The sequence below is a fragment of the Cetobacterium somerae genome (genome assembly GCF_022430525.1).
In the GTDB taxonomy this organism is placed as follows: domain Bacteria; phylum Fusobacteriota; class Fusobacteriia; order Fusobacteriales; family Fusobacteriaceae; genus Cetobacterium_A.
The window spans coordinates 563,819-578,887 of the sequence record NZ_CP092519.1 but is presented as its reverse complement, the minus strand read 5'-3'; the positions used below and the strand labels follow the sequence as shown (position 1 = coordinate 578,887).

The following is a 15,069-nucleotide window of genomic DNA, read 5'->3' as shown; positions in this document are numbered from 1 at the left end:
TTTCCCCTTTATATATTTCCTAAAATTGTTTTAGATATATACTTTTCATCAAATATCTTTTTAGCAACTCTTTTAATATCATTTAAATTTACATCTTCGATTTCTTTTATCACTGTTTCAATATCTCTTACATAACCATAAACTAAATACGATCCTGCCATTCTTGTCATTTTACCTTTACTACTCTCTAAGCCAAAAGTTACCATACTTAAAAATTGATTTTTTGCTCTTTGAAGCTCCTTCTCAGTAATTCCATTTTCTTTTAACTCTTTTAATTCTTCCTCTATTAAAGATATTACTTCTTTATAATCTTCATGCGTAGTTCCTGCGTATACAGTAAATAATCCTCCTTCATCAAAATTAGATGTATAAGAATAAACTGAATAAGCTAATCCTCTTTCTTCCCTAATCTTTTGAAAAAGTCTAGAACTCATATTTCCACCTAAAACATTTGATATTACAGATGCTTCAACTCTATCTTTATCGGTACTTGATGTACCTAAAGTATTGATACATAAATGAACTTGAGTTGTTTCTTGAACTATTATTTTTTCTCCTGAATTTATAACCATTTCTCCATTATAAACTCTTTTTGTACTTTTATCTTTTAGCTGTCCAATACCTTCATTTAATTGTTTAAATATTTTATCTTGTTCAATATTTCCAGCTACTGCAATAACTATATTTTCAGGTTTATACATATCATAGAAATATCTTAATATTTTTTCTCTATCTATCCCTTTTAAACTTTCTATTGTTCCAGCTACTTTTTGACTTTGTGCACCAGTTATAGCAAATCCAAGATTCTCCTCATGTACAACCTCTTCTGGGATATCTTCATACATTCTTATCTCTTCTATTATTACATTTCTTTCTTTTTCAATATTTTCATCTGTAAATGTAGAATTTAAAAACATATCATTTAAAATATCGATTCCAATTTCTAATGTATTTGAAGTCATTTGAATATAGTATGCTGTTTTTTCAACACTTGTATACGCATTTATCATTCCACCTTGATCATCAATCTCTTCTGATATCTCTTTTGCAGAACGATTAGTTGTTCCTTTAAATAATAAATGCTCTATGAAATGAGAGATTCCCTCTTCGCCAGGCAACTCATTTTTTACACCAGCTCTAACAAAAAAACCTAAGCTTGCTGTATTTATACTTTTTATATCTTCCATTAATAATGTTATACCATTATCTAACCTCTTAGTAGTTATGCTCATTTTCCTCCTTAATATTCTGCTTCCTTCATAAAGTAAATTCCTAAACATAAAAATATCACATTCGGGATCCAACCGCTTATAAATGGATTTAATAATCCATTAACACTTAAAGCTTCAAACGACGCTTGTACTATATAGTATGAATATCCTAATCCCACACTTAAAGCAATACTTATAGCTGAAGCTCCTCTTACATATCTACTTCCTAAAGCCAATCCTAAAAATGATACTATAAAGCTCGCAAAAGGAAAAGAATATCTTTTTCCTAAAATAGATAGTGGTTCTTTTATATCTCCACCAGTTATTCTAATATCTCTAATTGATTTTGTTATCTCAGCATTTGTTAATTCATCCGGATCTCCTTGAATTGTTATAAAATCTGATGGTCCCTTATCCAAAGTTTCATTAGAGTATACCTTATAACTTTTTTGAGTCTTATTAATAAAGTTATTTATAACAGCATCTTTCAGCACCCATTGATTTTTATTTAAATCAAATTCACCACTTTTAGCTGTTATTATTTCATCTATTTTGTCAAACTCTTTATTCAATTTTATTATCTCTAAAAGATTTCCTGTATTTCCAATTCTATCCACTTGCTTTATATAATAAACAAGATTATCTTCTGTTCTTAAAAATGCATTATTTTTAGTTGTTGGTAATACTCTTTCTGATATTTTTCTTCCAGCTCTTAAGGCTCTACTTTTTGCTAAAGCTATTGGATGAATACGATTCATCACTTGAAAAACTATTAAAGATATCAAAAATGATATTATTATAGGATATCTTACTATTCTTCTAAAACTTATTCCTGAAGTTTTTAAAGATATAATTTCCAAATTTGAAGCCATTCTATTGATACACATTAACGAACCTAAAAGTACAGCAAGAGGAGTGACCTCTATAAATATTTTAGGTAATAAATATAGTATATACGTTGCTGATTCTGAAACACTCATTCTACCAGCTGTTATATATCTTATTATTTTGAATAGCTGACTTAATATAAAAATATTTATAAATGCTATTAAGCTCAATAAAAATGATTTTATAAAATTTTTACTTATATAAATATCTAATTTTTTCATTTAGCACCACCTGCTTTCCTTTTATATAGTAAAGCTGTTCCGCCAACTAATAATAAATTAGGTAGCCAGACTCCCATATATGGTGATACCACACCTTTATTTGCCATTACCATTCCTACATTCAAAAATACAATATAGGTAAATATAACTGCTAAACTTACTCCAAAGCTAGCTCCTTTTCCACTTCTATGATGTCCTATTGATAATAACACTCCCAGAATAGCTAATACAATTGTTGATAATGGAATTGCTATTTTTCTATTTATCTCCACTAAATATGGAATTTTTTCTTGATATGTTTTATCTTTTAAATTTTTAAAAAGAGTACTTATTCCCATAGCTTCAATATCTTTAACCTCTATACTAACTTCTTGAAAATAAGAACTTAATGGAATTTTTTTCTGTTTAAACTCACCCTCTAATTTTATTGTTCCATCTGGATTAAAAGTATAAAATTTAGAGTCTTCTAATACCATATTTACATTTTTCCAATAAGCTTTATCACCTAACAAAATAGTAGGAAATGTATTTTTATCTTCCTTTTGAAAAATCAAAACATTTTCAGCCTCATTAGTTTTTCTATCAATTTTTTCAATATATAAACTATACTCATCAACTTCATCAATCAATATTCTCTCTTTTAACTGAAATACTGGATTTTCATATGCTATCTTCATAGTTATCTCTTCTAGCTTACTAAAAGATCTAGGAATAATACTTTCTTGTAAAAAAAATATAAATACAGTGATTATTGAAGCCAATATCACTATTGGCTTCAATATATCTTTTAAAGACATTCCTATAGAACTCATTGCTGTAGCTTCACTTGTTCTTGTAAATTTAGAAAAAGTAATCATAACTCCTAAAAATACTCCCATTGGTATTGTTTGCGATAAAATTGGAGGTAGATAAAATGACAATATTCTTAATACATCAATTAATGAGATTCCTTTTACAATTATGTTCTCCATAAGAGATACAATAATCTCTATCAGAAAAATAAATGTAAATAGTGACACTCCAAATATTATTGGCATCTTTACATCTTCCAATATATATTTCTCAATTATTTTCATTTCTCTCTCCTAAAACATTTTATTAAAGTATTTTTCAACTAGTTCTTTTCCTTTTATGTAATTTAACTCTGATTTTAGTTCTTTTGGTAAATATTCTTCAATATAATGAGATTTTTCTAAAAATACCTCATTAGTTTTGCTATCAATTCCATATTTTTTTAAAACTGTATATTTTTGAGCTGCATAATTAAAAATAAATAAAATTATTAATGAAATTATAAGCCCTTTTACCAAACCAAAAGCTCCACCTAATCCTCTAGATAAGAATCCTTTGTTTTGATTTTTCAAAATAATTCCTATAAAAAACATTAAAATAGCAATAGCAAAATATGAAGCTATAAATACACCTATATATGTTAATAAATAGTTACTTTCATTGTTACTCATAGCTAATTTTTCTATTACAATTGGAGTAAATTTTTGAGCTATAATAAAGTCAATAAAAATTCCAAAGATTGAGAAGAATTGTAGTAAAAATCCATCTTTTAATCCTTCAATTACTGCAAATATAAGTATTACTGCTATTAAAATATCTAAGTACATAATTATTCCCCCTTAAATTAATTATTTACTACTCTAACCCATAAAGCTTTTAAATATAATGTTTCTGGAACATGTAAAATCCATGGATGATCTTCTGGCTGATAGTTTACTCCTATAACTTGTAATAATTTACCATTTTTTGAAGCTGCCATTCTTGTTACTTCTATTAAATCTTGAAGACTCATATGATAAGCACAAGTTATTACTCCTACTATTCCACCATCTTCAATTAATTTAAAACTTTCATCACATAAGCTAAAAAACATATCTCTTCCTCTGTGAATATCTATTTTCTTCTTTATTAATGATGGAGGATCTAGTGTTATTACATCAAATTTCTCTCCTCTATTAGCTAAGATTTTTAACATTAAAAATGCATCTCCCTCAGCTGTTTCAAAATCATTTGTAAACTCATTTAATTCGTAGTTTTCTTTACATAGCTCTAATGCGTGAGGTTCTTTATCAATTGCTATAACTTTTTTACATCCCTCTTTTAATGCTGCAACTGAAAAACCACCACTACTAGAGAATACATCTAAAAATCTTGTGTTTTCATTTAAAAATGGTCTTATAAACTTTCTAGAGTCTCTTTGATCTAGGAAAAATCCTGTTTTTTGACCATCTACGATATCTACATAATATTTTAATCCATTATCTTCCATCACAATTCTTTCTGGAATCTCCCCATATATTATTCCAGTTTGTTGTTCTACTCCCTCGTGAGTTCTATTTTCAACATCACTTCTTTCATATATTCCTTTTGGTTTCATAACTTTTTTTATAGCATTTATTATCTCTTGTCTAAAAGCTATTTCTAATCCTGAATTTCTAAATTGTACAGATACATATTTATCAAATTTATCAATTATTAATCCTGGTATTCCATCTGCTTCAGAATAAAAAGCTCTAACACAATTAGTTTCTGCTAAAAGAGGTTTTCTTTTTTCATAAGCTCTTTTAATTTTTTCTAAAATTAATGTTTTATCAACTGGTATATCCTTTGTTGTTAAGACTCTAACAAACGCATTTGTTGCTTCTGCTACATATCCTTTTGCTACAAGTTCTCCGTCTGTTGTACAAACTTCAACTATATCTCCGTTAGAAACATTTCCTAAAATATCCTGTATCTCATCTTTAAATACATTAGGATAAAAATTCCTAATTTTCTTCTCTTTTCCTGATTCTAATATTACTTTTGCCATTAAACTCTCCTTTATAATTTTCCTATTAAGCTATTCACTAAGTAAGGCTTTCCATGTTTTAAATAAACTCTACTAACCCTTCTACTTAGTCCAGTAAACAATTCGTAAATAGAAGATCCAACCATTATTGATTTATCAAAAATATCCTCTCCCATTACTGTTACTTCATCTCCTGCTTTTACTTTACCTTTTAGTTCTTCTGGTATTCTTACCATAAGCATATCCATGCAAACTTTACCTACTATTTTACATGGAACACCATGAATTTCAATTGTTCCTTTATTTGAAAGTTCTCTTCTAAAACCATCTGCATATCCAACCGTTATCGTTGCAATTAAATCATTTTTATATCCTTTACCTACTCTTCCATAAGATATATCTATATCCTCTTTTAGTTCTTTTAAAAAAAGTATTCTACTTTTTAAAGTAAAAACTCTTTTTAAATCTTCTACAACTCCCTCTCCATAAACACCATACATAATTATTCCAGCTCTAACTAAATTACTTTGAGGAATTTCAGAAAACTTTAATATCCCTCCACTATTAAGAATATGGATATATTTTATCTCTTCTAACTTTTCAAAATCTCTAAATTTTTCTAACTGCTTTTTTGTATAGCTTATTGATTCTTCATCTGATTCATCTGATACTGATAAGTGTGAATAAACTCCAACTACTTCTATATTTTTTTCTTTACATATATTTATAGCTGCTTTTCCTTCCTCTACTGTAAACCCAACTCTACCCATTCCTGTATCTACTTTTATATGCACTTTTAACGAAAGTCCTTTTTCATTAATATATTTTATTTGAGAAAGATCAGTCAAAGTAACTTGTAGATTTTTTTTCTCTGCTTCTTCTAACTCTTCGTTAAAAATTCCTGCTAAGATTAAAATCTCATCATCAATGTCATTATTCCTTAGTTCTATCCCCTCTTCTAGAGATGAAACTCCAAATATATTTACCCCCATTTTTGAAAGTTCTTTTGCTATTGTGACTGCTCCCATTCCATAGGCATCTGCTTTTATAATGGCCATTATGTCTCTGTCATGAGATAGTTCTTTTATTTTTTTTATATTATATTCTAAGTTATCTAGATCTATCTCTGCCCACGTTCTCATTTTTTCCTCCAACTCTTATTAAGTAGATTAAGCCACCTTTTTAAGGTGGCTTTTTTGTTATACTACAATTTTTTCTTCAGGATGTGAATTATCATCATCGTCATCTTTTTTAGGTTCATACTTATCGTCTCTTTTCTTTTCAAAAAGATATACTAACGGTGTTGAAATATATATTGATGAATATGTTCCTACTCCAATTCCCACTAAAAGCGTTGTTGTAAACGTTCTTAAACTATCTCCACCAAAAACTAATATTGCAACTAATGCTAATAATGTCGTAACTGAAGTATTAATTGATCTTACTAAAACTTGATTTAAACTTTTATTTAATACTTCTCCAAAAGTTAAATCTGATTTTTTTCTTAAACTCTCTCTAATTCTATCATATATTATGATTGTATCGTTAATAGAGTATCCTAATATTGTTAATATTGCTGCTATGAACGGTGTATCAACCTCATATCCTAACAATGCTATAACTCCTAAAGCTGCAGTAACGTCATGTAATAGTGTTAAAATTCCAGCTATTGCAAATTTAAATTCATATCTCATTGTTATGTATAAAACTATTAATAATCCACCTATTGTAAGAGCATAAATTGCCGATGTTTTTAGTTCTTCACCTATTGTTGCTCCTACTTTTTCAGCTCTTTCTAATTTATAATCTCCTAATGTTTGAAGATTTGTTAATAATCTTTCTGTTTCTTTATCGCTCATTTCAGCAGTTCTAATAATAACATTATTATCAGCTTGAGAAACTTGTACTTTTCTTGCTGTTGATGACAATTGTGGAATCTCAACCGCTAACTCATCTAACTCTTTATTTATATCTGTTAATGTTATATTATTAGCATAATTTAGTTGAATTAAACTTCCACCTGTAAAATCTATTCCATAGTTCAATCCCTTTACTAAAAACATTCCTAGGAATATTATAAAAGATATTGTTGATAATGTTATCCATTTTTTACTGTGCTTTATTACCTCAATATACATTTACTTACCCCCTTTTCACACCGAAGAACTCTGTTCTTTTTATTTTAAATAAATCCACTGTTGTTGTTAACAGAACCTTTGTTATGAAAATTGCTGTAAGCATTGACGCCACAGTTCCAATTGTTAAAGTTACTGCAAATCCTTTTACAGTTCCTGTTCCAAACATAAATAACACTAAAGCTGTTAATAATGTCGTAACGTTAGAATCTATAATCGACGCTATTCCTTTACTAAATCCTAGCTTTATTGCACCATTAATTGTGCTTCCTAATTTCAATTCATCTTTTATTCTTTCAAAGATGATTACATTGGCATCAACTGCCATACCTGCAGATAATATCATACCCGCTATTCCTGGCAATGTTAATGTTGCATCAATAAAGTTCAGCATTGCAAACATTACAAGTCCAAAACTTAATAATGCTAAATCTGCTACAAATCCAGGTAGTCTATACATAATTAACATAAATGTTGCAATTAATCCAACTGCTACCATAGCTGCAGTTTTACTCTGAGCTATTGATTCATCTCCTAAAGATGCTCCAACAATTCTCGTTTCAATTATTTCAGCTTTAACTGGTAATGCTCCCGCATTTAATAATGTTGCTGTTTTTTTAGCTTCATCTGGAGTGTAACTTCCTGTTATAACTCCATTTCCACTTGGAATTTCACTGTTAATCGATGGTGCTGTTTGAACTTCTCCATCAAGTGTTATAGCTAATCTTTTTCCAATATTTTCTCTAGTTATTCTAGCAAACTCTTTTGCTCCCTCTATATTCATTTCAAATTGAATTTGAGGTCTTCCTAGATTATCGTATGAAACTTCTGCTTTTTTTAGTGCTCCACCTGTTAATAGTGTCTCACCTAAAGAACCATCATCATTCATTATTTTAAACTCTAACAATGCTGTTTTTCCAATCATCTTTACTGCATCATCTGAGTTTGTAATTCCTGGTAATTCTATAATAACTCTATCCATTCCTGCTCTTTGTACAACTGATTCCGCTACTCCAAGACCATTTATTCTTCTGTCTAAAACTTCTATCAGCCTGTTCATAGCATCATCATCTAGCTCTGTACCATTTTCTGGTTGAGCTTGTAAAACTACATAAACCCCACCTTTTAAGTCTAGTCCTAGTTTTGTTGGCTTCATAACTGCTAACCACCAAGAACACACTAGTATAACTAATACAAAAAATAATTTTGTCATCCCCTTAAAATTCATGCTAGCCTCCACTTAGTTATTTTTTCATGTCTAAGAAAGTTTGTAGTATAATAGCTGCTGCTACCTTATCAACTACTTTTCTTTTTTCTTTGGCTCCCCTTAGATTTGTTTCGTTTAACATTCTATCTGCTGAAACAGTGGAAAGTCTTTCGTCTATCTCAAAAAACTCTAATCCTTCAATAGACTTATTTAGTTTCTCCATAAATTCTCTTACTTTTTCTGCTTGACGTTTTTCTGTTCCATCTAAACTTTTAGGTATTCCTATAACTATCGATTTAGTATTTTCTTGTCTACACAGCTCAGCAATTCTTTTTACAGCCTTAGTCTTTCTTCTATCAATTACCTCTAAGGGAGTGGCAACCATTCCCATTAAATCCGATTTTGCCACTCCTATTCTTACATCTCCTACATCTAAAGAAAGATATCTTTTATACATAATTATCTTCCTCCAATTATAATGATTTTGCTAAAATCTCCTTTACAGCTGAAAGTGCTTCCTTAACTTTTGCTCCATTCTTTCCTCCAGCTTGTGCAAAGTCAGGTCTTCCTCCACCATTTCCTTCAGCTATCTTAGCAGCCTCTCTTACTAAGTCTCCAGCTTTAACTTTTCCAATTAAATCTTTTGTAACTCCAATAGCAAATATGGCTTTCTCGTTATCTGATCCTAATGCAATAACACAACTTCCTAATTTATCTTTTGCTTTATCTACAATCTCTCTTAACGAATCTGCCTCTTTATCTTTAAAGTCTTTTACTAAAACTTTAACTCCATTTATTTCTTCAATCTCATCAAATAATGAGTTTGCTTCAAATGATGCTACTTTAGCTTTTAAAGTTTCAACTTCTTTTGATAACTCTCTTGTTTCTTCAACTACTTTTTCTGATCTTTCTTCAATTTTATGTAAATCAGTTTTTAAGTTTTTAGCAACTCTTTTCATAGTTTTTTCCATCTCTAAAACTGCTAAGTATGCTTTATAACTAGTTTGTGCTTCTATTCTTCTAACTCCAGCTGCAACTCCAGCTTCTGAAACAATTTTAAAGATTCCTATTTTTCCAATATTACTTATATGAGTTCCTCCACAAAGCTCCATTGAGTAATCTCCTATTGAAACAACTCTTACTTCGTCTCCATATTTGTCTCCAAATAAAGCTGTTGCTCCTTTTGCTTTTGCATCATCCATAGACATTACTTCAGCATTTACAGAAGTAGCCATAAATATTCTTTCGTTTACTGCTTTTTCTACTTTTTCAATTTCTTCTGCTGTTAAAGCTTCATAGTGATTAAAATCAAATCTTAATCTTTCTGCTCCACATGATGATCCTGCTTGTTGTACATGTGTTCCTAATACATCTTTTAAAGCTTGATGTAATAAGTGAGTTGCTGTATGATTCTTTGCAATTTCTTCTCTTCTAACTGGATCTACAGTTAAATTTAATAATGTACCTTCTACTAATTCCTCTAGCCCACTTTCAATTTCAACTATATGAGTGTAAATTTCTTTTTGTTTTTGAACATCTAGTACTTTTGCTACTAAATTTTCTCCCTCTATAATACCTTGATCAGCCTCTTGTCCTCCAGATTCTGCATAGAATGGTGTCTGATCAAAAATAAGAGCATACTTTCCATTTTCTAATTCTCTCGCACTTAAAAGAGTCGCAGGAGTCATTAAATCACAATATCCTGTAAACTCTGTTTTTCCATGTTTATCATAGAACTCCTCTATAAAGCTATCTTGTCCTTTTTCCATAACGACTGCTCTTGCTGCTCTAGCTTTCTCTCTTTGCTCTTCCATTTTCTCTAAGAACTCATCTTTTGAAACTTCAATTCCATTTTCTTCACAAATCTCTTCTGTTAATTCATAAGGGAATCCGTATGTATCATAAAGTTTAAATGTTACATCTCCTGATAATTTTGTTTCACCTTTTGATTTTGCTATCTCTATTTCGTTCATAACTAATTGCATACCTTGGTCTAAAGTATTTGAGAATTTTTCCTCTTCAATTTTTACAACCTTCTTAATATGCTCTATATTTTTTCTTAATTCAGGATATGCTTCTTCCATGATTTCTACAACTTTATCTACCATCTCATACATAAATAACTCTTTTCTTCCAAGAAGTCTTCCATGTCTTACTGCTCTTCTTAAAATTCTTCTTAGAATATATCCTCTTCCTTCATTAGATGGTATAACTCCATCATTAACTAAGAAAGTAACTGCTCTTGCATGATCTGTTATTACTTTTAATGAGAAATCTTTTTCAGGTTCTGTTCCATATTTTGTATTTGTAAGTCTTCCAGCTTCTTCAACAATTGGAAATAATAAGTCTGTTTCAAAGTTATTCGATTTTCCTTGTACCATTGCTGCTACTCTTTCAAGTCCAGCTCCTGTATCAATATTTTTCTTTGGAAGTGGTTGTAATGATCCATCTTCCATTCTATTCCACTCAGTGAAAACTAGATTCCAAATTTCAATAAATCTATTATCTGTTCCTTCATCTCCTAATTTAGAATTTTCATCTCCTCCATAAGCTGGTCCTAAATCCACGTGTATTTCTGAACATGGTCCACAAGAACCTGTTGGTCCTGCTGCCCACCAGTTTTCAGACTCTCCCATTCTTACGATTCTTTCTTTTGGGAAATTACATTTTTCAACCCAAATTTTTTCTGCTTCATCATCTGTAGTAAATACTGAAACCCATAATTTATCTTTATCTAATTTTAAAACTTCTGTTATAAATTCCCATGACCAAATTATTGCTTCTTCTCTAAAATAATCTCCAAAAGAGAAGTTTCCTAACATTTCAAAAAAAGTGTGGTGTCTAGCTGTTCTTCCAACATTTTCTAAGTCATTAGTTCTGATACATTTTTGGTAAGTTGTTACTCTTGGTGTTGGAGCCTCTTTTTGTCCTAAAAAGTATGGCTTAAACGGAACCATTCCAGCAACTGTTAATAAAAGAGTTGGATCATCTGGAATAAGTGATGCACTTTCAAAGTGCTTATGATTTTTCTTTTCGAAAAATTCTATAAATTTGCTTCTAATTTCGTTACCTGTTAACATCTTCTTGTTTCCTCCACTATATTTTTAAAATTTATTTAATCTAATTTAAAGTTTTCTCCTAAATAGACTTTCTTCGCCATTGGGTTAGAAGCTATTTCTTCAGGAGTTCCACTTATCAATACTTTTCCGTTAGCCATTATATATGCTTTCTCAGTTATGGATAATGTTTCTCTTACTGAATGGTCTGTTATTAGTATTCCTAATCCTCTTTGTTTTAAGTATTTTATAATTTGTTGTATATCCTCTACAGCAATTGGATCAACACCAGCAAATGGTTCATCTAACAATATAAAATCCGGATCATTAGCTATTGTTCTTGCTATTTCAACTCTTCTTCTCTCTCCACCAGAAAGAGAGTATCCCATTGATTTCGCAACATGTGTTAACTTAAATTCTTCTAATAATTCTTCCATTTTTTTTATTTGTTCATTTTTAGGTAATCCTTTCATCTCTAATATAGCTAATATATTGTCTTCAACGGAAAGATTTCTAAAAATTGATGGTTCTTGTGCAAGATATCCAATACCCATATCTGCTCTTTTATACATTGGATAATCTGTTATATCTACTTCATTAATAAAAACTTGACCCTTTTCAGGCTTAACTATTCCAGTTATCATGTAAAATGTTGTAGTTTTTCCTGCTCCGTTAGGTCCTAAAAGACCAACAATTTCACCTTTTTTTACTTCTAAACTCACATCTTTAACTACTTGTCTTTTTTTATAACTTTTACATAATCCTTGAGCAACTATACTTCTCATAGATTCTCCTTATTTTTTTAAGATTTTATTATATCCTGAATTTATTTGATTTGCATTTGTTACACTTTTCTTCTCATTTACTTTATAATCTACAAATACATTTCCTCTAGCTTTTACTTTATTAGTTTTTGTATTATAATCTGCTTCATCAGATGTTATTATAGATTCACCATCATCAACAACAACATTTCCTCTTAACTCAATTATATTATCTTTATTTTTTATTTTAGCTTTTGTTGATGTTGCATTTAAAGTTTTATCTTTATCTTTTCTAATAATAACTACTTTTCCCACTAAATCAACAATCTCTGTATTTAGATCTCCTGTCATCATATTTGATGTAACTGTTGTTATTGTCCCATCTTTATCTTTTAATACTGCTTTGGTATTATCTTTTCCAAAAACTAATTTCTTTTCTGGTTGTATCTCTAAATAATCTGAATAAAGCGTTGTTCCCTCTTTTTCAATCACTGCATTTTTTCTAATCTCAACCCTCTGAATTTGATTTTTACCTTGAGCATCTTTTTTAAAGTATGCTCTTACAAAATCTCCTTTAAAGTTTACAGGCACCCCATCTTGATAAATTCTTCCAGAAACATTTCCTATAAAATCTAAATTCATATTATCTAAAGTTCCATCTACACGATCTCCTTTAAACTCTTCATTTAATTTTGATTTTATTAATACATTATTACCTGTTAAGTGGCTTGTTTTTTTATCTAAAGTTCCACTACTACCAAATATATCATAAGCATCATATTTTATTTCAAAAGCTTTTGGAGATTTTGCTATTTCTGTATTTTTATTGTACTCTAATTGATCTCCTTTTAAAGTCGTTTTTTCGTCTTTAATTTCTGCATTCTTTTCTAAAACAAAATTCCCTTGAGAAGTAAAGTACTTTATTATATCACTTTTTAATGTATTCTTCACATCTTTTCCATTAAATTTTTCACCAGTGAATACTTTTTTATCAGTTTCGTACACTCCGTTATACATTTTTCCAGAACTTTTTTTAACAGTGTCTTCAAATATAATTTCACCTGGAATGTATATTTTTTGATCTTTTATCTGATAATCTGCTGAATTAGCATTAGCTATTATATCTCCACTTTTTAAAACTAGCTTATCTTTTATTTTTACAAACTCATTTTCTTTAAATTCACCACTTGTTGATATTACTTTAGTTTCACCTTTTTTATCAAAAGCCACTAAATCTTTTTCAACTAAACCTACTCCTGTTTTCTGATTAAAATCTAAATTTACTCCTTCAACAACATTGTCTGTACTTATATACTTAAATTGGCCAAAAGATTTAAATACTTCTGCTGTCAGATTATATTCTCCTTTTAATCCTTCAAAAGTATCTTTTTCTTTTTTTCTTTTTAAAACATACTTATCTGGTAAATATACAAATCCTTTTTTTCCTAAATAATCTATCTTTTGGCTTTCAAATATATAGTTGTTATCTTCAAAATAAGCATCTCCATCGACTAAATAGCTATCTTCTTGTCTATCAAAGTCAACTCTATTTCCTGAAGCATACTGATTATCTATATTATTTTTTATATTTCCTTTTATAACATAACCTTTACCTGTAATTTTATTGTAAAAGAAACTTTCTCCTTTACTATTATACTTATCACTAAAGTATGAATATCCATCTTTTAAATATAATTCACCTGTTTCTGTCAAGTAGATTAAATTTTTTGTTAAAATCTTATTTTCTGGGCTTGTATATTCCACATTTTTATCACTAATTAATTCTAGCTCTTTTGTATCTGTTCCATAGATAGCCATATCTGTTAAAAGCTTACCACCATTTTTATCACTGCCTTGGACATTCCCTTTTAAAACAAACTTTCTAGTTACTTTATTATAAACTCCATCATCACCTTTAAAAGAATATATCCCATTAGTTCCTGATATTTTTCCATTAAAATTAATATTATCTCCACCATCTGAAGTAATACTTTCCATATCTATTTTATACCCATCAGCTAAAACGTAAACATTTTTACTTATTTTAAAAGATTCTGTTTTGTCATTTAATACTAAATCATCACCATATAATTTTATACCATTATAATCTAGCATAAATGAATTTGAAGTAGTCAAAATATTTGTTTCAGTATCATATTTCAATCCTTTAAAATTTCCACTAAGTATTCCTGATCCACTTCCGAAATTTGACCCTGATAAAAATGAATTTCCTTCTATATTTACTATTTTATTTTTGTCATTATAGTTTGCTTTTTCAGCTGATAAAGTCATATTTTTAGTTTTAAATTTTACATCTCCTGATAGAACTACATTTTCCATTTTTGTATCACTTTTAAAGTTTTTTCCAGATACTTCAATTCCCTCTGCTTTATTAATTGCAGTAACACCTATTGTAGACTCCACTTCCCCATTTTCTTTATTATATTTAGCCTCTTGAGTTTCAAATTCCCATCCATTTAAACTTTTTCCTAAAATATTAGATTTTAATAATAAATTTTTTCCAGCATCTAAAAAGGCATTATCTCCTGTCAAAATCATTCCATCAATTACTGCTTTTGCTTTTTCAAAAGTTGTTTCATTTGTTTTTAAAAAATCTTTCTGCTTATCAGCCTCAATATGATATCCCTCTGTATCATATATAGCTCCAGTAGTTTCCACTACTTCTTCTTTTTTTTCTATTTTCTTCTCATTACCGAAATAATTGAAATATCCTAAAACCAATACTGCTACTATAATAACTCTATAGGCTATCTTCTTTTTGTTCAT

12 protein-coding genes are annotated in these 15,069 nt (G+C 29.1%); all 12 read right to left on the bottom strand.

Going from position 1 to position 15,069, the window contains the following annotated elements; genetic code table 11:
• Nucleotides 1-8: 8 nt before the first annotated feature.
• The 12 genes from MKD34_RS02545 to lptC are packed head-to-tail and all read right to left on the bottom strand — an operon-like array spanning nucleotide 9 to nucleotide 15,069.
• Complete coding sequence (locus MKD34_RS02545; protein WP_240219593.1) at nucleotides 9-1,232, bottom strand: M16 family metallopeptidase; 1,224 nt, start codon at nucleotides 1,230-1,232, stop codon at nucleotides 9-11.
• An 8-nt stretch (nucleotides 1,233-1,240) separates the two neighbouring features.
• Nucleotides 1,241-2,320: an LptF/LptG family permease gene (locus tag MKD34_RS02540; protein ID WP_240219592.1), complete on the bottom strand. Its 1,080-nt coding sequence runs from the start codon at nucleotides 2,318-2,320 to the stop codon at nucleotides 1,241-1,243.
• Nucleotides 2,317-3,396, bottom strand: coding sequence for an LptF/LptG family permease (locus MKD34_RS02535; RefSeq protein ID WP_240219591.1), 1,080 nt, complete (start codon nucleotides 3,394-3,396; stop codon nucleotides 2,317-2,319). Before MKD34_RS02535 ends, MKD34_RS02540 begins: the two co-directional genes overlap by 4 nt.
• A 9-nt stretch (nucleotides 3,397-3,405) precedes the next feature.
• Nucleotides 3,406-3,939, bottom strand: coding sequence for a CvpA family protein (locus tag MKD34_RS02530; RefSeq protein WP_240219590.1), 534 nt, complete (start codon nucleotides 3,937-3,939; stop codon nucleotides 3,406-3,408).
• Between the two features lie 17 nt (nucleotides 3,940-3,956).
• Nucleotides 3,957-5,141 (bottom strand): class I SAM-dependent rRNA methyltransferase, encoded by a 1,185-nt coding sequence (locus MKD34_RS02525; RefSeq protein WP_240219589.1) that lies wholly within the window; start codon nucleotides 5,139-5,141, stop codon nucleotides 3,957-3,959.
• Nucleotides 5,142-5,152: 11 nt separating this feature from the next.
• On the bottom strand, nucleotides 5,153-6,262 hold the full coding sequence (gene alr / locus MKD34_RS02520; protein ID WP_240219588.1) for an alanine racemase: 1,110 nt from the start codon (nucleotides 6,260-6,262) through the stop codon (nucleotides 5,153-5,155).
• A gap of 57 nt (nucleotides 6,263-6,319) precedes the next feature.
• Nucleotides 6,320-7,258, bottom strand: coding sequence for a protein translocase subunit SecF (secF, locus tag MKD34_RS02515; protein ID WP_240219587.1), 939 nt, complete (start codon nucleotides 7,256-7,258; stop codon nucleotides 6,320-6,322).
• 4 nt (nucleotides 7,259-7,262) lie between these two features.
• Nucleotides 7,263-8,483: a protein translocase subunit SecD gene (secD, locus tag MKD34_RS02510; protein WP_040407381.1), complete on the bottom strand. Its 1,221-nt coding sequence runs from the start codon at nucleotides 8,481-8,483 to the stop codon at nucleotides 7,263-7,265.
• Between the two features lie 16 nt (nucleotides 8,484-8,499).
• The gene (ruvX, locus tag MKD34_RS02505) at nucleotides 8,500-8,919 is read right to left on the bottom strand and encodes a Holliday junction resolvase RuvX (protein WP_023050960.1); all 420 of its coding nucleotides are present in this window, start codon (nucleotides 8,917-8,919) and stop codon (nucleotides 8,500-8,502) included.
• Between the two features lie 16 nt (nucleotides 8,920-8,935).
• On the bottom strand, nucleotides 8,936-11,542 hold the full coding sequence (gene alaS / locus MKD34_RS02500) for an alanine--tRNA ligase (RefSeq protein ID WP_240219586.1): 2,607 nt from the start codon (nucleotides 11,540-11,542) through the stop codon (nucleotides 8,936-8,938).
• Nucleotides 11,543-11,577: 35 nt separating this feature from the next.
• Nucleotides 11,578-12,303, bottom strand: coding sequence for an LPS export ABC transporter ATP-binding protein (gene lptB / locus MKD34_RS02495; protein ID WP_240219585.1), 726 nt, complete (start codon nucleotides 12,301-12,303; stop codon nucleotides 11,578-11,580).
• Nucleotides 12,304-12,312: 9 nt separating this feature from the next.
• Nucleotides 12,313-15,069 carry an LPS export ABC transporter periplasmic protein LptC gene (lptC, locus tag MKD34_RS02490; protein ID WP_240219584.1) on the bottom strand — a complete coding sequence of 919 codons (2,757 nt, stop codon included), beginning with the start codon at nucleotides 15,067-15,069 and terminating at the stop codon, nucleotides 12,313-12,315.

Coding starts and splice junctions, on each gene's coding strand:
- secF (WP_240219587.1), bottom strand. CDS start 7,258: ATGTATATTGAGGTAATAAAGCACAGTAAAAAATGGATAACATTATCA.
- secD (WP_040407381.1), bottom strand. CDS start 8,483: ATGAATTTTAAGGGGATGACAAAATTATTTTTTGTATTAGTTATACTA.
- lptC (WP_240219584.1), bottom strand. CDS start 15,069: ATGAACAAAAAGAAGATAGCCTATAGAGTTATTATAGTAGCAGTATTG.
- alaS (WP_240219586.1), bottom strand. CDS start 11,542: ATGTTAACAGGTAACGAAATTAGAAGCAAATTTATAGAATTTTTCGAA.
- MKD34_RS02535 (WP_240219591.1), bottom strand. CDS start 3,396: ATGAAAATAATTGAGAAATATATATTGGAAGATGTAAAGATGCCAATA.
- ruvX (WP_023050960.1), bottom strand. CDS start 8,919: ATGTATAAAAGATATCTTTCTTTAGATGTAGGAGATGTAAGAATAGGA.
- MKD34_RS02545 (WP_240219593.1), bottom strand. CDS start 1,232: ATGAGCATAACTACTAAGAGGTTAGATAATGGTATAACATTATTAATG.
- alr (WP_240219588.1), bottom strand. CDS start 6,262: ATGAGAACGTGGGCAGAGATAGATCTAGATAACTTAGAATATAATATA.
- lptB (WP_240219585.1), bottom strand. CDS start 12,303: ATGAGAAGTATAGTTGCTCAAGGATTATGTAAAAGTTATAAAAAAAGA.
- MKD34_RS02525 (WP_240219589.1), bottom strand. CDS start 5,141: ATGGCAAAAGTAATATTAGAATCAGGAAAAGAGAAGAAAATTAGGAAT.
- MKD34_RS02530 (WP_240219590.1), bottom strand. CDS start 3,939: ATGTACTTAGATATTTTAATAGCAGTAATACTTATATTTGCAGTAATT.
- MKD34_RS02540 (WP_240219592.1), bottom strand. CDS start 2,320: ATGAAAAAATTAGATATTTATATAAGTAAAAATTTTATAAAATCATTT.